Source organism: Brevundimonas sp. (assembly GCF_032017145.1).
In the GTDB taxonomy this organism is placed as follows: domain Bacteria; phylum Pseudomonadota; class Alphaproteobacteria; order Caulobacterales; family Caulobacteraceae; genus Brevundimonas.
On sequence record NZ_DALZQC010000007.1, the window covers coordinates 16,612 to 37,089 of the forward strand.

A 20,478-nucleotide genomic window follows, 5' to 3' on the forward strand; every position below is an offset into this window, starting at 1 on the left:
TGGCGGCCCCGGCCGAATACGGCGAAGACCTGCGCGCCCGCATCCAGCCCCTGATGACCGGCATCGGACCCGTCGAGGCGGCGGTGGTGTTGGGCACGGCTCTGGCGCGGCTGGAGGCGACGGGGGACCTGCCGGACCTGATCGTGTCGCTGGGGGTCGTGCGGATCGCGGGTGCTGGAGCACGCCGTCGTCTATCAGGCCTCGTCCGTCGCCTATCGCGATATGGACGCCAGCCCGCTGGGCTTTCCCAAGGGCGTGACGCCTCTGCTGGACCAGCCTGCGGTCCTGCCCCTGCCATGCCCCATCCCCGGCGTGCCGGTCGCGCGCCTGTCGACCGGCGGCAATGTCGTGTCCGGCCCCGCCTATGACGCCATCGACGCCGAGATGGTGGACATGGAGACCTGGGCCCTGGTCCGCGCCGCCCAGACGTTCGGCCTGCCGTTGATCGCCCTGCGCGGCGTATCGGACGGCCGCGCCGAGCTGAAGGCGTTGGAGGACTGGACCTCCACCCTGGATCACGTCGATCAGAATCTGGCGATCGCCCTCGATCGGCTGATTGGCGTGCTTGAGGCCGATGGCCTCGCCGCCCTTGAACTTTTGGCCCTACCCGGCCAAGACCCCGCGCAACTTCCCGCCCCGGATTCGATCACGCCATGACCACGCCGCAAGACCACCAAAAGGTCCTCATCGTCGATTTCGGCAGCCAGGTGACGCAACTGATCGCCCGCCGCCTGCGCGAGGCCAGCGTCTATTGCGAAATCCACCCCTTCCAGAAGGCCGAGGCCGCCCTGGCCGCCATGAACCCGGCGGCCATCATTCTGTCGGGCGGGCCGGAAAGCGTTCACGAGGAAGGCAGCCCCCGCGCGCCGCAGGGCGTGTTCGAGGCGGGCGTTCCGGTGTTGGGCATCTGCTACGGCGAGATGACGATGTGCGAACAGCTGGGCGGCAAGGTCGAGGGCGGCCACACCCGCGAGTTCGGCCGCGCCGAGATCACGGTCGAAAAGGCCTCGCCCCTGTTGGCGGAACTGGCCCCGGTCGGCGAGGAAGAAACCGTCTGGATGAGCCATGGCGACAAGATCGTCGCCATCCCCGAAGGTTTCGACGTCGTCGCCTCTTCGGACGGTTCGCCCTATGCGGTGATCGCCGACGAGACCCGCCGCTTCTATGGCGTGCAGTTCCACCCGGAGGTGATGCACACTCCGCGCGGCCACCAGATGCTGAAGAACTTCACCCACCGCATCGCGGGCCTGAAGGGCGACTGGACCATGGCCGCCTATCGCGACGAGAAGATCGCCCAGATCCGCGAACAGGTCGGCGACGCCAAGGTGATCTGCGGTCTGTCGGGCGGGGTGGACTCCTCGGTCGCCGCCGTGCTGATCCACGAGGCCATCGGCGACCAGCTGACCTGCGTCTTCGTCGACACCGGCCTGCTACGCAAGGACGAGGCGAGCCAGGTCACGACCCTGTTCCGAGAGCACTACAACATCCCGCTGGTGCATGTTGATGCATCGAAGGAATTCTTGGGCGAGCTGGCCGGGATTTCGGACCCGGAGACCAAGCGCAAGACCATCGGCCGCCTGTTCATCGAGGTGTTCGACCGCGAGTCCGCCAAGATCGAGCGCGCCGAATTCCTGGCCCAGGGCACCCTCTATCCCGACGTGATCGAGAGCGTCTCCTCGTCCAGCGGCAAGGCCCACGTCATCAAGAGCCACCACAATGTCGGCGGCCTGCCCGACTATATGAAGCTGAAGCTGGTCGAACCCTTGCGCGAACTGTTCAAGGACGAGGTTCGGGCGCTGGGCCGCGAACTGGGCCTGACCGACGCCTTCGTGGGCCGCCACCCGTTCCCCGGACCGGGGCTGGCCATCCGCATCCCCGGCGAGATCACACCGGACGCCGTCGCCACACTGCAAGACGCCGACGCCATCTATCTGGACGAAATCCGCAAGGCCGGCCTCTACGACGACATCTGGCAGGCGTTCGCCGTCCTCTTGCCGGTCAAGACCGTCGGCGTCATGGGCGACGCCCGCACTTACGAAAAGGTCCTGGCCCTGCGCGCCGTCACCTCCACCGACGGCATGACCGCCGACTTCTACCAATTCCCCTGGGACGTCCTGGCCAGGACGGCGACGCGCATCATCAACGAAGTCCGCGGCGTGAACCGCGTGGTCTACGACGTGACGTCCAAGCCGCCGGGGACCATCGAGTGGGAATAGTCCCGACCCTTCGGTAGCATTCGGTATCGCTTCCGAAGCGGCCTCTAAAGGCCTGACAACATTGTGAATTCTGTCGAGACCCTTCGGAGCCATTTGGAGGGTCTTTTTTCGTTTTGTCGGACTGCCCGACGGTACGCCGCTGCATTGATCTAGCGGACTCGGGCTCATACCGTCCTGACATCGGGCCACGCCCTGACGGTATTCATTCCCAGCAAGTCGTTGAGATAACTAGGAAAAAACCGTCTCGGCGTGACCGAATTCGAGGATCGACGGACAGAGGCGATTATACCGTGCTTACCGACACCGCACTGAAGAATTTGCGTCCGAAAGCAAGGGCTTACAAGAGTACCGACAGGGACGGCATGTACGTCTATGTCTCGACGGGCGGCGTAATCTCATTCCGCTACGACTATCGCTTCAACGGCCGTCGAGAGACCTTGACGCTCGGGCGTTACGGTCGGGCCGGACTGACGCTGGCCCAAGCCCGCGAGCGGCTTATCGAGGTGAAGAAGGCGATCGCGGACGGGGTGTCGCCCGCCGTTGAAAAGCAGCGCGCCAAACGTCGCCTGAAGGAAGCTCACGATTTCGCACAGGTCGCCCAGGGCTGGATGGACCGCGCGCCGATGGCGGACAGCACCCGCGACATGCGCCGGGCGATTTTCAATCGGGACATCCTTCCGAAGTGGAAGAACCGCCTGCTGAGCGAGATCACGCCCGACGACCTCCGAGCCCACTGCAAGGCGATTGTGGATCGCGGGGCACCCGCCACGGCGATCCATGTCCGGGATATCGTCAAACAGATTTATGGCTGGGCGATCCTCCACGGCGAGAAGATCGACAACCCTGCGGATGACGTGGGTCCGGCTTCGATCGCCACCTTCCGGCCGCGCGATCGGTCACTCACCCCAGCCGAAATCCGGATCATGCTGATGCTCCTGGGTGAGGTGGCGACCCTGCCGACCATCAGGCTCGGCTTGAAGTTCATCCTCCTCAGCATGGTTCGGAAGAGCGAACTTCAGGACGGGGTTTGGACCGAGGTGGATTTTGAGAATGCGGTCTGGTCGATCCCGGCCGCACGCATGAAGCGCTCACGCCCCCACAACGTCTATCTCTCCACCCAAATGCTCGACATCCTGGTCGCCCTGAAGACCTGCGCCGGGAACTCGAAATACATCCTGCCGTCGCGCTATGACGCCGATGCGCCGATGTCGCGGGCGACCTTCAACCGCGTCACCAGTGCAATCGCTGAAAGGGCCGGAAAGGGTAACCTTCCGCTCGAGCCCTTCACCGTGCACGACCTGCGGCGGACGGCCTCGACCCTGCTGCACGAGATGGGCTTCAACTCGGACTGGATCGAGAAAGGGCTCGCTCACGAAGAGCGATCTTCGCGAGGCGTCTACAACAAGGCGGAGTTCGAGACCCAGCGCCGCCACATGGCGCAGGAATGGTCGAACGCCGTGGACGCCTGGGAAGCGGGCCGCGCCTACACGCCGGTTCTGACCGTGTCAGAGGTCAGCGCACCGCGTTTTGATCCGAAATTCTGAAATGCGTCGGGATGCCAGCAGAAAATGCAGGGACAAGGACATGATCGACGCGCGGGATAAGGCTGCCGCCACCAAGCGCGCGGCGGTGCGGCCGAGACTGCGCAAGCGGTCGCCGGACCTGCTTGGACTGTAGGCCATGGCCGGGCCGTATTTTCCGCCGCTGGAAGTCGCGGGGCAGACGCTCGCGTTCGACCATCTCGAGCCCTTCGTGCTGGAGATGGCCACCCAGTCGCGTCCGAACGGCGTGAAGATCGATGTCCGGTTCAGCAACCACTGCTTCAGTGAAACCTTCGACGCCGCCCAGCACAACGAAACTGCGGTCACGGTCTGGGACGGCCCGAGGCGGCGCGTCTTCTGCCCCATCCGCTACGGGCTGTCGCAGGCGCTGCCGCACATCCTGAAAGGTCTGCCGACCGCGCATGTCTATCAGACCCCGGAGGCGAACTTCCTGCGTATCGGTGTGCGCAACGACGGCGGAGCAGGGGACTACAGGGTTTTCTTCCGGGTCAAGCGCGGCGCCGATGCCGGCATCGATCTCAAGCTCTTCGTGGAAAGCGCCTACAGCCCTGAACCGTCGCAGGCGCTCGCCATCGCCCACATGAGCAAGGTTCGCTTCGCCGTGCTGATCGACAAGACGCTGAAGGGCGAGAAGCTGAAGTTTCACCGGAAAAGATAAGGGCGCCCGGAGGCGCCCTTATCAGAAGTCACTCGGTAGCCGCTTCCGGGACCGAAATCCCTATCTCGCTCACGCGTGGACCTCCGAAGAGGCGGGTGAGGCTGTTTCAACCGATCTGGCCTCGGGAGGACATATAAGCCCCGGGGGTGAAGAAATCAATTATCGGCCATGGATGCCCCGGTCCCGTCGTCCGGGGCTCAACCATCCCCGGCTGAAGCAAGCTATGACCCGCTCGCCGCTTTCTGAATCTATCGGAATCGCCATGGGCCGGCGGGGCACCGACGTCGCGCGCGAAGCGGCCGACATCGTCCTGCTTGACGACAGCTTCGGCTCGATTGTGGGCGGCATCAGGCTTGGCCGGCGGATTTTCGCCAATCTGCGCAAGGCGTTGACCTTCATCGTGGCCGTCCATGTCCCGCTGGCGGGCCTGGCGCTCCTTCCAATCCTGCTCGGCGCGCCTCCCATGCTCTTCCCAGCCCACCCCATCTTCCTCGAACTGGTCATCGACCCGGTCTGCTCGCTCGTCTTTGAGGCCGAGCCGAGCGAGAAGGACGCCATGCGCAAACCGCCGCGCAAGGTCGACGCCGCTCTGTTTGGGCCGAGGCAGATCGCGTTCGGCGTCCTTCAGGGGCTCGTGATCCTCTTCGGCGTGCTGAGCTTCTATCTCTGGGCCCTGCAACAGATCCCCGAGACCCAAGCGCGGGCGGCGGCGTTCGTCGCCCTCGCCATGGCGAACATGGTGCTGGCGCTCACGGACTCCGCGTCTTCTGGCGTGCCCTTGTTCGACCCCCATCGCCGCATCTTCTGGCGCGCCAGTGATGTCCAGATCGAGGGCGACCCGGCGGCGCAACAGGCGCTGCGATTCGCCGCCTATCACCTGAACGGCGCGGTCAATCCGGACAATGAATTCGTCTCTGTCGCGGCGCGCGGACTGACAGGCGAGGACTATGCGGGCCACGTCTTCTGGGACACCGAGATCTTCCTGCTGCCCTTCTATTGCCTCACCTGGCCCGAGGCGGCGCGCGCGCTGCTGATGTACCGCTTCCACACGCTGGACGGCGCACGCGAAAAGGCCGCGCGCCTCGGATGGCGCGGTGCGCTCTATGCGTGGGAATCGGCGGACACAGGCGCCGATGTCACGCCGGACCAGGCCGTGGCGCCCGATCGGCAGGTGTTCGACATCCTCTGCGGTTCCCAGGAACAGCATATCAGCGCGGATGTGGCCTATGCCGTCTGGCAGTACTGGACCCTGACCCGCGATGAAGCCTTCCTGCTGAACGCTGGCGCGGAAATCCTGCTGGAGACCGCTCGGTTCTGGGTCAGCCGCGCGGTCCCCGAAGAAGACGGGCGCCGGCACATCCGAGAGGTGATCGGCCCGGACGAATATCATGAGAGCATCGACGACAATGCGTTCACGAACGTCATGGCGCGCTGGAACATCGAGCGCGGCGTCGAGGTGGCGAACTTGCTGCGGCAGCACTGGCCGGACCGGTGGGCCGCGCTTTCGATGGATTTGGGCCTGACCGATACCGAGTTCGCGAGCTGGCCGGCCGCCGCTGAAGCCCTCTCGACCGGTTTCAACGCTGACACGGGCCTGTTCGAACAGTTCGAAGGCTACTCCAACCTCGAAGACATCGACCTGCAGGCTTATGAAGGACGCTCCGTCCCGATAGACGTCGTGCTCGGTCGCGACCGCACCGCAGCCTCCCAAATCATCAAACAGGCGGATGTCGTGGCGCTCCTTGTTCTTCTGCCGGAAGCCTTCCCGGATGGTGCAGATGCCGCGAACTTCGCCTGGTATGCGCCGCGGTGCAGCCATGGCAGCTCGCTCAGCACTGCAATGCACGGTCTGGCCGCCGCCCGCCTCGGCCGGACCCGTCAGGCGCTTGACTATTTCCGGCGGACATCCGCGATTGACCTCAGCGACGCCAAGGCGGCGATCGGCGGGGGACTTCACATGGCCGCGCTCGGGGGGGTGTGGATGACGACGGTCATGGGGTTTGCCGGTGTTTCCTTCACGGAAGACGGGATCAGGCTGCGCCCTCAGCTTCCGCCGGACTGGACGACTATGCATATCCCTCTCCAATGGCGGGGGCGCGCGCTTGAGGTCGCCATCGACGCCGTCGGTCAGAGCCTCTCCATCGTCGTCAGGACTGGAGAGGCGATGGCGGCCTATGTCGGTGACGCGCGCTACTGGCTCGAACCCGGACAGCTTCAGCGGATGCCTCTTGCTTACCGGGACGGCGGTCCGTCTCTGGCGGCGGCGTAGCGGTGCTGCAGTCCGATAATCGCACGCGGGCGCTGGCCGCCGCCTTTTCCGCGGTCGCCGGCTATGTCGATGCGATCGGGTTTCTGGTCACGGGGGGCTTCTTCGTGTCCTTCATGAGCGGCAACACCACCCGGCTTGGGATCGGACTGGTCGAAGAGCCGGCGCACGCCGGGCTCGCGGCCTTGCTGCTCGTGACCTTCGTCATCGGCGTAATGCTCGGTGCGCTGGTCGGTCGGCTCGCCACGATCTGGCGGCGCCCCGCTGTGCTAGGCCTGGTGACCATTCTGCTCGCGTTGGCCGTGGTTCTTCACTGGCTTGGGGCCGGGCTGCTCGTGGCGATACCGATGGTGCTCGCCATGGGAGCCGAGAACACCGTGTTTGCGGAAGATGGCGAGGTCCGGATCGGTTTGACCTACATGACCGGCGCCCTTGTGAAGATGGGAAAGCGATTGACGGCGGCGCTTGTGGGCGGCGACCGGTTCGGCTGGGCGCCGTTCCTGCTTCTGTGGAGCGGGCTTTTGGCCGGGGCGATCATCGGCGCTCTGGCCTATCGCGCGTTCGGACCGAACGCCCTGGTCGGCGCGGTGTTCGTCATGGCAAGCCTGACGACAGTCACGCTCTTCATGGGGCCCCAAGAGAGCGCCGCGTCAGCAAAGGTTCGCCGCAGCTAGCGAGAGGCCTCGGACATCGGCCGCGACCGAAGCGTCTCCAGATAGGCGACCAGGTCGTCAATTTCGCTGGCCCTGAAAACGTAAGCGGGCATGGCGGGGTGAGAGGTGACAAGGCCTGTGGCGAAGGCTGTCTCAAGATCGTCAAGCGATCGGCGACGCACCACATCGCGGAAGGGCGGAGCGGACGCCAAGGCGCTCGATCCGGTGGGATCGATGGCGTGGCAACTCGCGCAGCCGATGATCGCCAGGGCGCGTCCGCGTGAGGCGGCCTCGGTTTGCAGGGCGATCGACAATGATGGAGTCTGGGTCGTCATCGGACCCTGGGATGGATTGGGAACGGCGGACTCGCACGAGGCCAGGGTCAGAGCAGTGACCAGGACCACGGTGTGGCGCGCGGCGGAGAGTAGGGACATACCCCGACATTGACCCGCGTTACGACACCCCGTCGTTGATCCAGGTCAACGGCAGGGTCACGGCATCAGCCCTGAAGCGGACAGGGATTCAAAGGCTGTCCGCAACACCTCGGCGGATGTCGCCAGCGCGGCCACCTCATGCGGATCAAGTTCGGGGGCGAGGATTTTCTCCACGCCTTCTGCGCCGATGATGCAGGGCAGACTCAAGCAGAGCCCAGAAAATCCATACTGACCGGTGAGCTGTGTGGACACCGGCAAAACGGCGCGCTCGTCGCGTATGATCGCTTCGCAAATGCGAACGATCGCTGTCGCCACGCCGTAGGAGGTATACCCCTTTCCCTTGACGATGTCGTAGCCAGCGTCACGAACCTGGCGCGCGATCAAGGCCTTGTCGATCCGAGGCTGGTCTCCACCGCAGGGATCGAGGGGCTGTCCGCCGATCCGGACCGTCGAAAAGCAAACGACTTCGCTGTCGCCGTGCTCGCCAAGGACGAGGCCCTCGATCGACGCCGGAGCGACGGCGAGCGCTTGCGACAGCGTCTGCTTCAGCCGGCTGGTGTCCAAAAGAGTGCCGGTGCCGATGACCCGCCCCGCAGGAAGTCCGCAGCATCCGGCGGCGACGAGGGTCATCAAATCGACCGGGTTCGCCGCGACGAGCAAGACGCCTTTGAAGCCCGCCCTCATCAGACTGCCCACGCAGTCTTTGACGATGGCTGCGCTTTCGGCCGCTACGGAAAGCCGGCTCTGCGACCCTTGCGTTGCGCCGCCGGCGGTGATGACGGCGATACCGGCGCTGGCGGCGTCAGCGTAGTCTCCGGCCCAGACCCGAGCGGGTCGCGCCAGGGCGTTGGCGTCGGCGATGTCCGCCGCCTCGGCTTCGGCCAGGGCGGCGTTCTGGTCGATGATGACGATCTCGCGCACGAGGGCGCGAAGCATGATGGCGTAAGCGGCGGTCGCACCGACGTGCCCGGCGCCGATGATCGCGATGCGGCCGAACGAAGGGACAGGAGACGCAAGAGACATCGGCTCAGGCCCGGATTTCTGCAGCGTGGGCAGGGTAGGGCGCGGCCTGGGCGCGATCGGTGATTTCGCCGTTCAAGGTGCTGGCGAAGCCGTGATTGACGTCGCGATGGTGAGCCTCGTCAGCCCGGACGAGGAGTACGACGTCCCGCAAGGTCGCATCCGGCGCCATCTTCCAGTAATGGATCGCGATCTCTGGTGCGGGGACATTGGGAGAACGGCCCTCGTCGATCTCGTTGAGATAGAGGGTGTAGCTGATCACCGCCTCCTCCTCGAAATAGCCGACAACCCGGTGAGCCGTGCGTGCGGACACCAGGTAGAGCAGGAAGAAGCCGACATAGAAGATCGCCTGGGCGAGTTGTATCACCAGCCGTTCGAAGTACGTCGGCTTGGCCACCTCGATGAAGGTCATCAGGTGCATGCGCTCGTTCTCCGCTTCTTCCATCAAGGTGCGGATCCAGCCGTCGTCGTCTTTCATCCGGCGCAGGCAGGTGAGGTGCTGGATCGTCGCTCCCACCATGCCGGGCACGGCCGCCACGGTCTCCAACACGATGGCCCGGTGTCCGTATCGCTTGGCGAAGAAGGTGTCGGCGCAGACCCGAAGGAGTTTGGTGAACCCCAGGGCGAACCGGTCCGAGAACCCGTGCGGCATATGGTGGATGGAGGGCTCCGCCTTCCGCTCTGCAGTCAGCGCCTCGTGATCGGGGGAGAGGATGGAGTTGACCATAGGGGCGTCCTTTCAGGACTTGGCGAGGGTGGAGGGAGGGCAGACGATCGACACGCGCAGCCCTGGCTTGCCGTTCGCCACGTCGATCACCGCGCCGAGTTGGTTGGCGAGCGCCTGGACGATGCCCGTGCCGAGTCCAGGCTTTGCTGTGCCTGGACCTTCGGGCAGGCCGACGCCGTTGTCGCAGACCATGAGCGTCCAGCCGTCGCCCTGCGCGCGATAATCGACATCGATTTCGCCGTCGCGATCGTTGGGGAAGGCATGTTTGAGCGCGTTGATCACCAGTTCGGTGACGATCAGGCCCAGGCTGACAGACTTCCCCGATGGGGCGATGCTGTCATCGACCGTGACCTTCAGGCTGAGCTGGTTGTGATCGCGGATCATCGAGTCCCCGATGCTACGGCACAGGTCCGTGAAGTAGCCGCGCAACTCCACGTCGCCCAGATCCGAACCGGCCAGCTGGCGCTGAACGGCAGCGACGGACATGATCCTCTGGTGAGCGTCTCGCAGATGATCGCGGCTCTCGTCCGATCCCACCTTGCGGACACCCTGCATCAGGACGCTGGCGATGATCTGAAGGCTATTGGCGGTTCGGTGCTGGACCTCCTGCACCAGAACAGCCTTGTCGCGGATGAGATCATCCTTCTGCCGGATGAGAGACTCTCGCTGGCGCTCTCTCTCAAGCGCGTTTGTGATGTCCTGGATGGAGAGCAAAAGCCGGACACCGTGTCCGTCGCCGTAGTCGAGACGTTGAGCGTTCACGACGAGGCGACGCACGCCTTGCGACGACCTGAGGTCCATTTCATAAGCGCGGATCGAAGCCTGCCCATAGGCGGTGGCCTTGAGCAACGACCAGAGCTGCGGCACATTCCATTCGCCGTCGCCAAGATCGGCAAGGCGCGCGCCAGGGATATCTTCGAGTCCGACGTTGAAAGTCTCCATGAAGCTCTGACTGGCGGCGACGACCGCAAGGTCGCCGTCGAGCAGCAAGACAGGCGCGACCGAGGCGGAGATTAGGGACAGCGCAAGATTCAACGCGGTGTCATGAGGCGGATCAAGTGATGTGGACATAGAGGGCCACTCCCGGGGGGCCATAACGCCAGCCGGATGTTCCGACCCAGGCATAGGGTTTCAAGATGTCGTCGACCGGCCGTAGTCACCGGGCGCCGGCCAGGCCCGCGTGATCGCCGACCGCCCTGGGTACGGCGCGGGCCTGCGCGAAGCGCCGATGGGGGGCGAGACGATGATGTCGTTGATGACGCCCAGGAGACCGTGCGCTTCGTGCACGGCGCTGCTCGCGGCCAGCCGCTGCCAAGCATGTTGCACTCTCCCGCTGAGGGTGAGGATGCCGTCATCGACGATGACCTGGATCTTCGCCCCTGCGACGATCTTGTCGCGTTCGAGACAGTCCACGGCGTCCCTGGCGATCGCGCCGTCAGAAAAGTCTTCTTCGCCAGGACGTCTGATTTCAATGTCCATCGCCAGGCCGTGGACGCCGTCGGCTCGAAGCGCAGCCTTTTGGGCGGCGATCCGCTGGGCCAGACTGTCGACCGAACCTCCTAGGGTGACCACGCAGCCGTCGTTCATCACCGTGATCGCGCCGGCGTCCAACTCCGGTTCGGACGACAGGGCCGCCCCGACAAGCGTGCTTAAGGTTTGGGTTCTCACGATGGCCTCCATCGCCGGAGCGGCCTGCTCGAGAAGAGCGTGTCCTGCGATGGCCGGACCCTAGGCCTGTCGCCCCGTCGTCACCTTGATCCAGATCACCGACTTGCAGCGTGGGGTCGGCTTCAGTGTGGGCGTCATCCAAAGGAGTCAGCCATGACGCATTCCGCCTTGAAGACCTTGAGCCGTGATCTGCACGCGCTTGCCGACGAAGCCGCCAACCACCTTCAGGACGCCGCAAAGAAGACTGGCGCAGACGCCGAAGACGCTGTCGCACGTTCGGCAGAGGCCATCACGCGGGCGGCCGAGCAGTTAAGCGAGGCGGCAGGTTCGTCCGCCGCAACCACGCGCGAACAGGTTTCGGCGACTGTGCGCGCCTATCCCGTTACGACCAGCGTGGTCGCCGGTGGACTCGTGGCCCTGCTCGCCACCTTCGCCTTGATCCGCTTCTCACAATCGTGACCGCAAACGCAGACCCCGGCGCCTTTGGCGCCGGGACCTGTCGTCGGTTCTTCGCGTCGGTCGCGCGTCTGAAGGATGATCCTGATTCCCCAGGCCTCACGACAGCGCGATCCTTGCACCCTTCAGTGCGGCGCGGCGGTCACCGGTTTTGGCGCCTAGTGACCTTTTCGGTCGGTCAGTTTTCCGAACGACCGATCCAGAAGCGTTGCGAGCTTGCCGAGCGCGCCGCTGGCGGCTTGATCAATCGTGTCGGCCTGCTCGCTGACCGACACCGGATCCCGACCCGCCGGGCGCGCTTCGATCTGGCATCGGATGTCACCGCCAATGCTTCGGTCGCCGTTCTCATCCCCGACGTGGAGTTCGACGCGCGTCAGGCGGTTTTCAAAGCGCGAGAGCCGATCGCGGACGACGGTTTCCAAATGCTCGACGACGGCATTGCGGCCCTCGAGGTTGTTCGAAGTGTTGATCTGAATATCCATGGTGTCTCCCAACTGTATGTAACTCAAAATTCAACGGACCTTGCGAGACCGCTCCAGCACAGGCCGTTGGCCCTCCGCATCAAAGGCGCCGGAGGGCGCGATCTTTGTATTGGGCGTGTCATTCATGCCCGGGTTCGAAGTCTGGTCGGGAGCGGGGTGATGGGGCGCCGGCGCAGCTGTCTTCATTTCCATCGCCCGTTTGGCGATCTCGACCTGCGCGGCGTCCTGTTCAGTCTGGTTCGACGACATAATTCTCTCCGTGATTGTTCTATGAAAGTAGCGGTCGAGAGCGTTATTGGTTGCGGAGTCGCTGATCACGTTCGCATGATGAAAAAAGAATGCATGGGAGTCCAATATACAGTCATGAGAGCCGGTCTACTTTCTCTAGCGAGGACGGGATCGGCATATGAAACTGTTCCAAAAAGACCTGCGTGGCATTTGGACGCAGATATGCTTGGCGGAGACTTTCTGCCATTGCGCTCAAGTCTTTGACCTGGGTCAACGACCTCGTCGCCCTGGATGATGGAAATGTCGGCATTCAACGAGGATTGCCCCATGGCCATGACGGATATTCTGCTCCACATCGACAGCTATCCGGAGCCCGCGTCGCCGCAGTCGGTCGCGCGCGGCATCGCCATTGCGGGGGTCCTGGGCGGCACGCTCACCGGCCTGGTGGCGGAGGTGGCGTTCCCGGTCAGAAGCAATCATCTGGCCGACTATCTGATCGATCTCACCGGCCTGGCCCGGGACGAAGAAGGACGGTCACGCCGCCAGTGCGACGAAATCCTAATCGCCTTTGCAGCGGCGGCCGGCGCCGCCGGCGTCCCGTACGAAACCCTTCAGTCGCGCGCCCAGCTGTTCGACATATCGGGCAATGTCGCTTCGGCGGCGCGAACGCGCGATCTCTGCATCGTACCTTTGGGTGGGACCTACGACGGGCAGCAGGACGTCGCACGCGCTGTCCTGTTCGACTCCGGAAAGCCGGTGATCGTGTTTGACGACGCTATTCCGGATCGTGCGCAGACCCTTGATCTCGTGGTGCTCGCCTGGGACGGCAGCCGCGCCGCAGCAAGGGCGATGGCCGACGCCATGCCCATCCTGAAGCAGGCCGGCGAAGTTCGGGTCGTGACGGTCGCTGGCGACAAACCGGGAGTCGATGCCGACCGGAGCGTCGACGTCCTTCGTCATCTGGCCGGTCATGGCGTCAAGGGTGTCGCCGAGGTCGTCCCTGCCCAAGGTGAAGGCGTGGGTCAGATCCTGTCGACCTATGTCGCGAAACGCCACGTCGATCTTTTGGTGATGGGCGCCTTCGGCCACTCGAGAGTGAGAGACTTCATTCTGGGCGGCGCAACGCAGCACATGTTGAGCGCAACGATGACGGCGCCGGTGATGCTGTCGCACTGACAGAGGCTTCGCCGATCGGGCGCAACTGCTCTGTGCGTCGCTACTGGTGCGGAAAACGGGTCAGGACGGCAAGATCACAGAGCTGAGCAAGGCTGTCGTCCTGGCCGACGCAGCACCGCATGGGTCCTCATGCCGGCAGGCCGCAAGGCTGCAGACCCCGCTGTCCGGTCAGCGGTCAAGGCGACGGAAGGCTGGGGACGCCGACGACGGCGCGGCGGCGCTGGCCGGAGGGCCGGGTTCGGAGCCGACCCGCCGGCAAGGCCTCGTGGTCAGAACAACCGCGCTTCCAGACTGGCTGTCTGAGCGTCGTCGCGTTTTGCGGGCGCCGCCGATCGTGGCATGGCGGCGTCTCCGAGGGAGAAGCATTCGGTCTTGCTGCGTCCCTTGAAAGCGCTGATGGCGCAGATGAGCTCGGGCTTGACCTGAATGATTGCGACGGAGCTGCTCGCCGGGCAATAGACGCTGATCAACGGCCAACTGGCGAACATCAGCTGGTTGAGGCGCTCGACCTCATGAGCGTCCGTCACCTCGGCGGCGCGGGCCGCCATAGACACTCCGACGGCGCCGCTTGCATCGCCGTGCGCATGGATCGCGATCGAGACGCGAGGATCGGCCTGGAGATTGGCCAGCTTCTGGCTCTCGCGGCCGGTGACGAAATACAGGTTCAGCCCGTCGTTGATGTAGCCGACTGTGGTCACCTGAGGCCATCCGTCCGGTCGATTGATCCCGATGCTTAGGAGCCGTTCGTGAGCCAACAGGCGCGCGATCGCCTCGACCGCCTCGCCGGAAATGGGCGGATAGATGTCAGGCGTCGTCATGGTCTAGATCTCCTCAGGTCCTGCCCATTAGCGCAAGCGCGCCGCGCGAGCCTTGATCTGGCGCAAACAGCTTCGGTCAGACTTCGCCAAGCGCGTGCTGCCGGAGCCGCAGCGGACGTTCGACGATGAGTTCATTGCGCGACGGCATCGAGATCAGTCCCTTGACCTTCATCCGGGTGAGAACGCGGCTCACGGTCTCAATGGTCAGGCCGAGATAGTCGGCGATCTCGCCGCGTTTCATGGGCAGGCGGACGTGGCCCGGCGCCGATGGACGGGCCGGATCGTTCCCGGGCAGATCGAGCAGGAAGGACGCCATCCGCTCGATCGCCGTCTTGCGGCCCAGAAGCAACATCTGGTTTTGGGCCGCCGCAAGCTCGTGGGACGTTCGATGCAGCAGCATGTGCTCGAGAGGCTGCGACTGCGTGACAAGCGCGCGGAAGGGGCCCTTGCGGAACCGACACACGGTCGAGGGTTCCATAGCCTCCGCCGAGAAAACATAGGTCTCGCCGATCGCCAACCCGAGAAAATCGCCCGCGAACAGGAAGCCTGTGATTTGACGTCGCCCGTCCGGCAGCAGCTTATAGACCCGCAGCGACCCCGTCGTGATGTTGAAGACATGCGGCGCCGGCTCGCCTTCGCGGATCAGTACGGCGCCCGTTCTCAGTTTCATCACCTCGGCCAGGTCGCCGAGTCGTTGAAGATCGGGCGCATCAACGGCCCCGCAGACGCTGAGCGCGCGAGCGCCGCAGCTGTCGCAATCGGCGACCTTGGGCCGTTCGGCACATCCGGGGGGCGGAGGTGATCGCGGCGCAAGCAAAGGCTTCGTAACGACCAACATAAGACACTGTGCGCCCAGATGGGGCGATCACCTAGGCAATTGCTTGACCTGGATCAAAATGACGCTGCCGGAAATATTGAAGCCGGCCACTATCGTCTCAAATGTAAGCTTCGCCTTGGAAGGATTGATAGCCGATCGTGATGGAGCGTCCTGTCGAGCGGTCGCGTTTTTCTTGAAGGTTTACCGCTCGACAGCAATCTATTTGCATCGCCTGAGCAGCCATCTCGGCCCCTTCGCCCTTTTCGAAACCTTCTCCGGACGGGCGCGAAGGCCCGGACAAAACTAGGGGCGAGTGGGTTGTCGCACAGCGCGCCTCGGCTGGGCGGGGCGGCTTTGGATGGAGGCCAGGTAGGCGATCAGGTCCCGGTTATCGGCTGCATCGAGCACGAACTCCGGCATCGTGGTGTGGGCGGTGGAGAAGCCTTCGGCAAAGGCTTCCCCCAACTCTTCGACGGGGTAGCGTTGACTGAGGTCCCGCAACGGCGGGGCCTGCGACAGCGGGCTTGTCCCTTCGGGACCGATCGCATGACAGGCTGAACACTGCGCCTGGGCAAACGCCCTTCCGCGCTGAGCCGAAGCGGGCAGGTCGAGGGCAGGGACATCCGTCATGGGGGTAGCCGAGAGCGCCGTCGTGTGGTCTGCCCCCGCGCACGACGCAAGCAGTAGTGCCGCCACGGCGGACCGGATGACCATGGGTGAATCCTCGAGGGAAAAGCGTTTCTCCCAGAGTTCGGCCCGAAATTCGTTGATCCCGATCAATGCGAGACGTTCGCCGTTGCGATCTCCTGTCGGCTCACAGGAGGCCGGCGATGAACTACTCGAGCGTGATGGTCCACGTCGAAGACAACGAGGTCGGCATGGCCCGCGTAAGGCTCGCGGCAGACATCGCCGCCCGTTTTGGGGGCCGTGTCTTAGGTGTGATGGGGAGCCCGACGGAGGCTCCGGCGACAGACGGCGACACGAGCGGAGCCATGCTCGGCGAAGCGGCGACCCTCTACCAGGACATTGGGGCGACACGGGTCAACAGGGCCGAGGCGGCGTTCTGGGAAGTCGCGAATGCGACGACAGGGCGGTTCGAGTGGCGCGGACGCACAGGTTGCCCCCGCGAGGTCGTGATCCAGACCTTGCGGGCGGCGGACATCCTGATGCTTGGCCAACGCCGGGTGGAGACGGCTTCCATAGAGGCGCTCGATCCGGCAGACCTTCTGATGGCCACGGGGCGACCCCTGCTCATAGCGCCGTCGCATCCCGAGCGCGGGCCCATTGGTGAGGCGGCCGTCGTCGCCTGGACCGACAGTCCGGAGGCCCAGCGCGCCGTCCTGGGCGCCTTGCCGATGTTGAAGTCAGCCTCAGGGGTCCATGTCATCGAGATCGCGGCAGAAGGCGCCCTCTCAGGCGCTAAGGTGCGAACGGCCGATGTCGCGGACTATCTGGGAACCCATGGCGTCGTCGCCAGCGCACACGTCGTCCGGAGCGACGGATCGGCACGGGGCGAGCAGATCATTCGTTTCGCCCAGACCGCCCGAGCAGGCCTCATCGTCGCTGGCGGCTCTGGACACGCTCAGATGCGTGACGGGGCGTCGGGCGGTGTCACCCATGACCTTCTCATCGGTGCTCCCGTCTGTCTGATCGTCAGCCATTGATGGATCGTCAAACCCGCGTCGCGGAAGCCCCAGCAGCACGCCTGAACAAAACCAGGCGGGAGTCCGAGATCTCGCCGCGCGCGCCCGCGGATCTCATGATCGAGGCAGTGCGAGGGCTCCATACGCTCATCTATGCCGTGATGACGGGCGCCACCGCCATGCTCATTTTCGTCGCCATCACTGGCGAGGCCTTGGCGACCCTGTCCGTCATCGGCCCGCTTCTGGCGGCGGAGATCGGGCTCTTCGTGATGAGCGGCCTGAGTTGTCCGCTGACAACCGTTGTGAACCGGCTCGCCCAGGGGCAAGCGTGTGTTCCCGACACCTATTTGCCTGAACGGCTCACCCGCCACACGTTTGTGATTTTCGGGCCGGTTCTCGCCGTGGCGCTGATGCTGCTCGCCGCGCGGGCGGTGGGCATCATCGGTGCGGCGCCGCCTTGACCTGTCAAAGGCCGCCCTCGACCGCTGTCGACGTCGCCTGTTGGCAGGGTGCGCGAAGGGAGCCTGTTTGCGCGCGAAGACGCCGAGGAGATCGAGCCGGGCGGCGGCCTGCGGCTGGGACTGTATTGAGCATTGGAACCGAAGATGACTGATCAACGCATCCTTAGCGCGGAACATCGCGCCAAGATCATGTCGGCCGAGGACGCGGCTCGGTTGATCGAACCGAACACCACGGTCGGTCTCAGCGGCTTCACGGCCTCGGGTTATCCGACGGCAGTGCCCTTGGCGCTCGCCGCCCGGATCGAGGCCGAGCATGCGGCGGGGCGACCCTTCAAGCTGCGTATCTGGACCGGCGCCTCGACCGGACCGGAGTTGGACGGCGCCCTGGCCAAGGCCGACGGGATCGAGTTCCGGCTGCCTTACAACTCCGACCCGACCTGCCGTGACAAGATCAACCGTGGCCAGATGGAGTATTTCGACATGCACCTCAGCCAGGTCGCGCCCGCGGCCTGGCAGGGCATTCTTGGCCCGCTCGATACGGCGATCATCCAGGTGACGGGCATCCGGGAAGACGGAGCGCTGATCCCCGCGTCGTCAGTGGGCAACAACAAGACCTGGCTCGATCGGGCCACCCAGGTGATCCTCGAGGTCAACCATTGGCAGAGCCCCGAGTTGTTGGGCGTGCACGACGTCTACTACGGCGCAGCGCTGCCGCCAAACCGTGTGCCCATCCCGCTGGTCCGTTCAGGCGACCGGATCGGCGAACCCTGTTTCCGTTGTGACCCCGAAAAGATCGTCGCCATCGTCGAGACGGACCGGCCGGATCGCAACGCCGGGTTTACGATCCCTGGCGCCGACGACCTCGCCATCGCCGGGCATTTGCTGGAGTTTCTCGAGCATGAGGTGAAGAAGGGCCGCCTGCCGCCGTCGCTGCTGCCGCTGCAGTCAGGCGTTGGAAACACCGCCAATGCGGTCCTGACCGGTCTGATCGAGGCGCCGTTCGAGAACCTGACCGCCTACACGGAGGTGATCCAGGACGGGATGATGGCGCTGCTGGACAGCGGCAAGCTGCGAATGGCGTCATCAACGGCCCTCAGCCTGAGCCCGGACCTCAGCGAGAGCGTCAACCGACGCATGGGCGGATATCGCGACCGGATCATCCTGCGCTCCCAGGAGATCAGCAACCATCCCGAGTTGATCCGGCGTCTCGGCGTCATCGCGATGAACGGAATGATCGAGGCGGACATCTACGGCAACGTCAACTCGACCCATATTATGGGCTCGCGCATCCAGAACGGCATCGGCGGCTCCGGTGACTTCGCCAGGAACGCCTATATCTCGATCTTCATGAGCGCATCGACGGCGAAGGGCGGGGCGATCTCGACGATCGTCCCTCACGCCTCGCATGTCGATCACATCAACCAGGATGTCCAGGTTATCGTCACGGAGCAGGGGCTTGCGGACCTTCGCGGCCTGTCGCCCAAGCAACGCGCGAAGGTCGTGATCGAAAACTGCGCCCACCCCATCTATCGGCCGATGCTGGCGGACTACTATCAGCGGGCTGTAAATGGATCATACGGCCAGCAAACGCCGATGCTGCTTGACGAAGCACTGTCCTGGCACAGGCGATACCTAAGCACCCAATCCATGGTCCAGGCGTCGCTTTCGGACGGGAGCTTCGAGGTGGCGCGGTCAAGTCAATGATCGCGCCATGACGCACGGTGTCGCCGACGCTTATGGCGTTTCGCGCCGACAATCCGGTTATGAGGCGTCGAGGAAGCTCCGCTGGCGGCATGATCGGCTCATCTCTGATCGTCCATCTTTGATGTCTGGTCGATATCAGCTAAGGACTGACGTAGAAATCAGGCCGCTGCGCGGCCAGGCTGGCGTCGCTGTGGCGATGAATCCGGTCCGACGCCCGTCGATAACCTGGCGTCACGAACGCTTCAGCATTGATGGAGGCCGCCGTGGCGCGCAAATTGACGCTCGATTTTCTGGAGACCGAGGCTGCGTCCGGCACGGTTCTGGGCCTCGCGGCGGTCGCCGTCGCCAACTCACCCTGGTCGGCGGATTATTTCACATGGCTAAAGAGCACCCATGCGCTTCAGATCGGTCCGATCCGTCTGGAGGAGACCATATCCGATTGGATCAAGGAAGGGTCGACCTGGATGCAGGTCTACGGCGTGTCGCTCCTGTGCGGCGTCGGCTTCACGATGAGCCTCTTCATCGGCGTTCTCGCCTTCCCGGGCGCGGTGGATTCGCCCGAGCAGATAGAGGTCAAACTCGGTGTCATCGGCGGTTCGATCCTGTCAGCGATCGGCGCAGCCATTGTGCTGGGCCTTGCGAGCCGACGTCGGGAAGTCGATCCCGTCGCGGCGGACCCGAACGTCGAACCGATCGGCGTCGAGCAGTCCTGAAGAACGGGCCGGCATATGCAGGAAACATCAATGATCGTCTGGGCCTCAAGAGGCTTCGTCGTGCTTGTCGGAGTCTGGCTCGTCGGGCTGGGCGTATTTATGCTGGCCCGGCCACGGCTGGCCTTGGCCGCTCTCGCCCGGCTCGGTGGGTCGCCGGGCGTTCATATCGGTGAGATGATGCTCCGCCTCCTCGCCGGGGCCGCGTTCCTGATCGCCTCGGCGTCCACCCGCCATCCGACCTTGATGTCCGTCGTGGGCCTGTTCCTGGTTCTGTCGGCCTGTGTGATCCTGGCCTTGCCGCGTCTGTGGCACGCGGCCTATTCGGCTTGGTGGGCCAAGCGAATCCCGGTGGGAGGCGTCCGGGCTATCGCGCCTGTTTCCATCGCGATGGGAGGGCTGGTGATCTGGGTCCTCGTCCAGCCCTGATGCGCGTTGGCTTTGGCACGCTGCGTTGTCGGACCTATTGGGGAGTTCGCGAGGCAGGAGTCTACCTTGCCCGCGCCGAACGGACCTCGAAACGCAGAATGAAAGCCTCAGGGCTCGGCCCCTGTCCATTTGGCGACCACGTCACCAGCCGGCGCCTCCGTGGTCGTACCGCTCGGGACAGGTCGGTGGTGAACACTGAGCACGGTGAGATATTGCACACGCCCCTCATACTCCACCGCGATGCGGTCGGCAGGCGACGGCAGGCCCAGAAAGTGGAACTCTCCCCAGTCCTGGGATGGGTCCTTGCTGGAGCCACGCTCAACGAGCAAACGAGAGGTGACCATATCTAT

At 64.4% G+C, this 20,478-nt stretch carries 25 protein-coding genes; 14 read left to right on the forward strand and 11 right to left on the reverse strand.

The features are described 5' to 3' along the window. The first annotated feature begins 171 nt into the window (after window positions 1-171). The 6 genes from RTU05_RS02215 (at window position 172) to RTU05_RS02240 (ending at window position 7,376) form a co-directional block, all read left to right on the forward strand. Window positions 172-657: a 5'-methylthioadenosine/S-adenosylhomocysteine nucleosidase gene (locus RTU05_RS02215; RefSeq protein ID WP_312595329.1), complete on the forward strand. Its 486-nt coding sequence runs from the start codon at window positions 172-174 to the stop codon at window positions 655-657. Continuing rightward, window positions 654-2,216: a glutamine-hydrolyzing GMP synthase gene (gene guaA / locus RTU05_RS02220; RefSeq protein ID WP_312595331.1), complete on the forward strand. Its 1,563-nt coding sequence runs from the start codon at window positions 654-656 to the stop codon at window positions 2,214-2,216. The genes RTU05_RS02215 and guaA overlap by 4 nt, the downstream gene beginning before the upstream one ends. 290 nt (window positions 2,217-2,506) lie before the next feature. Beyond that, window positions 2,507-3,760, forward strand: coding sequence for a tyrosine-type recombinase/integrase (locus tag RTU05_RS02225; RefSeq protein ID WP_312595373.1), 1,254 nt, complete (start codon window positions 2,507-2,509; stop codon window positions 3,758-3,760). Window positions 3,761-3,896: 136 nt separating this feature from the next. Beyond that, entirely contained in the window at window positions 3,897-4,436 is a 540-nt protein-coding gene (locus RTU05_RS02230) for a hypothetical protein (protein ID WP_312595333.1), read from the forward strand. A 223-nt stretch (window positions 4,437-4,659) separates the two neighbouring features. After that, entirely contained in the window at window positions 4,660-6,705 is a 2,046-nt protein-coding gene (locus RTU05_RS02235) for a cation transporting ATPase C-terminal domain-containing protein (RefSeq protein ID WP_312595335.1), read from the forward strand. A 2-nt stretch (window positions 6,706-6,707) separates the two neighbouring features. Beyond that, window positions 6,708-7,376, forward strand: a complete 669-nt coding sequence (locus RTU05_RS02240) for a YoaK family protein (protein WP_291535313.1) — start codon at window positions 6,708-6,710, stop codon at window positions 7,374-7,376. Here RTU05_RS02240 and RTU05_RS02245 read toward each other — a convergent pair. The 5 genes from RTU05_RS02245 to RTU05_RS02265 are packed head-to-tail and all read right to left on the reverse strand — an operon-like array spanning window position 7,373 to window position 11,216. Next, window positions 7,373-7,789, reverse strand: coding sequence for a cytochrome c (locus tag RTU05_RS02245; RefSeq protein WP_291535312.1), 417 nt, complete (start codon window positions 7,787-7,789; stop codon window positions 7,373-7,375). The genes RTU05_RS02240 and RTU05_RS02245 overlap by 4 nt on opposite strands. 57 nt (window positions 7,790-7,846) lie before the next feature. Continuing rightward, window positions 7,847-8,812 carry an L-lactate dehydrogenase gene (locus RTU05_RS02250; RefSeq protein WP_291535311.1) on the reverse strand — a complete coding sequence of 322 codons (966 nt, stop codon included), beginning with the start codon at window positions 8,810-8,812 and terminating at the stop codon, window positions 7,847-7,849. A gap of 4 nt (window positions 8,813-8,816) precedes the next feature. After that, on the reverse strand, window positions 8,817-9,536 hold the full coding sequence (locus RTU05_RS02255; RefSeq protein WP_291535310.1) for an alternative oxidase: 720 nt from the start codon (window positions 9,534-9,536) through the stop codon (window positions 8,817-8,819). A 12-nt stretch (window positions 9,537-9,548) separates the two neighbouring features. Beyond that, a complete protein-coding gene (locus RTU05_RS02260) occupies window positions 9,549-10,607 on the reverse strand; it encodes a sensor histidine kinase (RefSeq protein WP_291535309.1) in 1,059 nt (352 codons plus the stop codon). A gap of 60 nt (window positions 10,608-10,667) precedes the next feature. Further along, window positions 10,668-11,216, reverse strand: coding sequence for a BON domain-containing protein (locus tag RTU05_RS02265; protein ID WP_291535307.1), 549 nt, complete (start codon window positions 11,214-11,216; stop codon window positions 10,668-10,670). 141 nt (window positions 11,217-11,357) lie between these two features. On the opposite strand from RTU05_RS02265, the gene RTU05_RS02270 reads away from it, so the two are divergent. Continuing rightward, the gene (locus RTU05_RS02270; RefSeq protein WP_291535305.1) at window positions 11,358-11,663 is read left to right on the forward strand and encodes a hypothetical protein; all 306 of its coding nucleotides are present in this window, start codon (window positions 11,358-11,360) and stop codon (window positions 11,661-11,663) included. A 155-nt stretch (window positions 11,664-11,818) separates the two neighbouring features. On the opposite strand, the gene RTU05_RS02275 is transcribed toward RTU05_RS02270, so the two are convergent. Both RTU05_RS02275 and RTU05_RS02280 read right to left on the reverse strand, forming a co-directional pair. Next, window positions 11,819-12,142, reverse strand: a complete 324-nt coding sequence (locus RTU05_RS02275; protein WP_291535304.1) for an HPF/RaiA family ribosome-associated protein — start codon at window positions 12,140-12,142, stop codon at window positions 11,819-11,821. A gap of 30 nt (window positions 12,143-12,172) precedes the next feature. After that, complete coding sequence (locus RTU05_RS02280; RefSeq protein ID WP_312595345.1) at window positions 12,173-12,460, reverse strand: hypothetical protein; 288 nt, start codon at window positions 12,458-12,460, stop codon at window positions 12,173-12,175. A gap of 237 nt (window positions 12,461-12,697) precedes the next feature. On the opposite strand from RTU05_RS02280, the gene RTU05_RS02285 reads away from it, so the two are divergent. Further along, window positions 12,698-13,546 carry a universal stress protein gene (locus RTU05_RS02285; RefSeq protein WP_312595347.1) on the forward strand — a complete coding sequence of 283 codons (849 nt, stop codon included), beginning with the start codon at window positions 12,698-12,700 and terminating at the stop codon, window positions 13,544-13,546. Window positions 13,547-13,815: 269 nt separating this feature from the next. Here RTU05_RS02285 and RTU05_RS02290 read toward each other — a convergent pair whose 3' ends face one another. Continuing rightward, window positions 13,816-14,364 (reverse strand): pyridoxamine 5'-phosphate oxidase family protein, encoded by a 549-nt coding sequence (locus RTU05_RS02290; RefSeq protein WP_291535299.1) that lies wholly within the window; start codon window positions 14,362-14,364, stop codon window positions 13,816-13,818. A 76-nt stretch (window positions 14,365-14,440) separates the two neighbouring features. After that, complete coding sequence (locus RTU05_RS02295) at window positions 14,441-15,034, reverse strand: cyclic nucleotide-binding domain-containing protein (RefSeq protein ID WP_291535296.1); 594 nt, start codon at window positions 15,032-15,034, stop codon at window positions 14,441-14,443. A gap of 211 nt (window positions 15,035-15,245) precedes the next feature. On the opposite strand from RTU05_RS02295, the gene RTU05_RS02300 reads away from it, so the two are divergent. Continuing rightward, window positions 15,246-15,488: a hypothetical protein gene (locus RTU05_RS02300; protein ID WP_312595351.1), complete on the forward strand. Its 243-nt coding sequence runs from the start codon at window positions 15,246-15,248 to the stop codon at window positions 15,486-15,488. Here the strand turns inward: RTU05_RS02300 and RTU05_RS02305 are convergent. Continuing rightward, window positions 15,485-15,961 carry a cytochrome c gene (locus tag RTU05_RS02305; protein WP_291535294.1) on the reverse strand — a complete coding sequence of 159 codons (477 nt, stop codon included), beginning with the start codon at window positions 15,959-15,961 and terminating at the stop codon, window positions 15,485-15,487. The genes RTU05_RS02300 and RTU05_RS02305 overlap by 4 nt on opposite strands. Before the next feature lie 50 nt (window positions 15,962-16,011). On the opposite strand from RTU05_RS02305, the gene RTU05_RS02310 reads away from it, so the two are divergent. The 5 genes from RTU05_RS02310 (at window position 16,012) to RTU05_RS02335 (ending at window position 20,128) form a co-directional block, all read left to right on the forward strand. Further along, window positions 16,012-16,845: a universal stress protein gene (locus tag RTU05_RS02310; protein WP_291535292.1), complete on the forward strand. Its 834-nt coding sequence runs from the start codon at window positions 16,012-16,014 to the stop codon at window positions 16,843-16,845. Further along, window positions 16,845-17,285: a hypothetical protein gene (locus RTU05_RS02315; RefSeq protein WP_291535291.1), complete on the forward strand. Its 441-nt coding sequence runs from the start codon at window positions 16,845-16,847 to the stop codon at window positions 17,283-17,285. The genes RTU05_RS02310 and RTU05_RS02315 overlap by 1 nt, the downstream gene beginning before the upstream one ends. A 144-nt stretch (window positions 17,286-17,429) precedes the next feature. Continuing rightward, on the forward strand, window positions 17,430-18,989 hold the full coding sequence (locus tag RTU05_RS02320; protein ID WP_291535290.1) for an acetyl-CoA hydrolase/transferase family protein: 1,560 nt from the start codon (window positions 17,430-17,432) through the stop codon (window positions 18,987-18,989). Between the two features lie 251 nt (window positions 18,990-19,240). After that, the gene (locus tag RTU05_RS18260) at window positions 19,241-19,702 is read left to right on the forward strand and encodes a Na+/H+ antiporter NhaA (RefSeq protein WP_409411584.1); all 462 of its coding nucleotides are present in this window, start codon (window positions 19,241-19,243) and stop codon (window positions 19,700-19,702) included. Between the two features lie 30 nt (window positions 19,703-19,732). Further along, the gene (locus tag RTU05_RS02335; protein WP_291535288.1) at window positions 19,733-20,128 is read left to right on the forward strand and encodes a hypothetical protein; all 396 of its coding nucleotides are present in this window, start codon (window positions 19,733-19,735) and stop codon (window positions 20,126-20,128) included. 107 nt (window positions 20,129-20,235) lie between these two features. Here the strand turns inward: RTU05_RS02335 and RTU05_RS02340 are convergent, their stop codons facing one another. Beyond that, window positions 20,236-20,472, reverse strand: a complete 237-nt coding sequence (locus RTU05_RS02340; protein ID WP_291535286.1) for a hypothetical protein — start codon at window positions 20,470-20,472, stop codon at window positions 20,236-20,238. Between the last annotated feature and the right edge of the window lie 6 nt (window positions 20,473-20,478).

Excerpts from the sequence above, each read along its gene's own strand:
- RTU05_RS02310 (WP_291535292.1), top strand. The coding sequence starts at position 16,012 with ATGAACTACTCGAGCGTGATGGTCCACGTCGAAGACAACGAGGTCGGC.
- RTU05_RS02245 (WP_291535312.1), bottom strand. The coding sequence starts at position 7,789 with ATGTCCCTACTCTCCGCCGCGCGCCACACCGTGGTCCTGGTCACTGCT.
- RTU05_RS02260 (WP_291535309.1), bottom strand. The coding sequence starts at position 10,607 with ATGTCCACATCACTTGATCCGCCTCATGACACCGCGTTGAATCTTGCG.
- RTU05_RS02335 (WP_291535288.1), top strand. The coding sequence starts at position 19,733 with ATGATCGTCTGGGCCTCAAGAGGCTTCGTCGTGCTTGTCGGAGTCTGG.
- RTU05_RS02255 (WP_291535310.1), bottom strand. The coding sequence starts at position 9,536 with ATGGTCAACTCCATCCTCTCCCCCGATCACGAGGCGCTGACTGCAGAG.
- RTU05_RS02340 (WP_291535286.1), bottom strand. The coding sequence starts at position 20,472 with ATGGTCACCTCTCGTTTGCTCGTTGAGCGTGGCTCCAGCAAGGACCCA.
- RTU05_RS02320 (WP_291535290.1), top strand. The coding sequence starts at position 17,430 with ATGACTGATCAACGCATCCTTAGCGCGGAACATCGCGCCAAGATCATG.
- RTU05_RS18260 (WP_409411584.1), top strand. The coding sequence starts at position 19,241 with ATGGAGGCCGCCGTGGCGCGCAAATTGACGCTCGATTTTCTGGAGACC.
- RTU05_RS02315 (WP_291535291.1), top strand. The coding sequence starts at position 16,845 with ATGGATCGTCAAACCCGCGTCGCGGAAGCCCCAGCAGCACGCCTGAAC.
- RTU05_RS02290 (WP_291535299.1), bottom strand. The coding sequence starts at position 14,364 with ATGACGACGCCTGACATCTATCCGCCCATTTCCGGCGAGGCGGTCGAG.
- RTU05_RS02265 (WP_291535307.1), bottom strand. The coding sequence starts at position 11,216 with ATGGAGGCCATCGTGAGAACCCAAACCTTAAGCACGCTTGTCGGGGCG.
- RTU05_RS02250 (WP_291535311.1), bottom strand. The coding sequence starts at position 8,812 with ATGTCTCTTGCGTCTCCTGTCCCTTCGTTCGGCCGCATCGCGATCATC.
- RTU05_RS02295 (WP_291535296.1), bottom strand. The coding sequence starts at position 15,034 with ATGAAACTGAGAACGGGCGCCGTACTGATCCGCGAAGGCGAGCCGGCG.
- RTU05_RS02235 (WP_312595335.1), top strand. The coding sequence starts at position 4,660 with ATGACCCGCTCGCCGCTTTCTGAATCTATCGGAATCGCCATGGGCCGG.
- RTU05_RS02285 (WP_312595347.1), top strand. The coding sequence starts at position 12,698 with ATGGCCATGACGGATATTCTGCTCCACATCGACAGCTATCCGGAGCCC.
- RTU05_RS02270 (WP_291535305.1), top strand. The coding sequence starts at position 11,358 with ATGACGCATTCCGCCTTGAAGACCTTGAGCCGTGATCTGCACGCGCTT.
- RTU05_RS02230 (WP_312595333.1), top strand. The coding sequence starts at position 3,897 with ATGGCCGGGCCGTATTTTCCGCCGCTGGAAGTCGCGGGGCAGACGCTC.
- guaA (WP_312595331.1), top strand. The coding sequence starts at position 654 with ATGACCACGCCGCAAGACCACCAAAAGGTCCTCATCGTCGATTTCGGC.
- RTU05_RS02275 (WP_291535304.1), bottom strand. The coding sequence starts at position 12,142 with ATGGATATTCAGATCAACACTTCGAACAACCTCGAGGGCCGCAATGCC.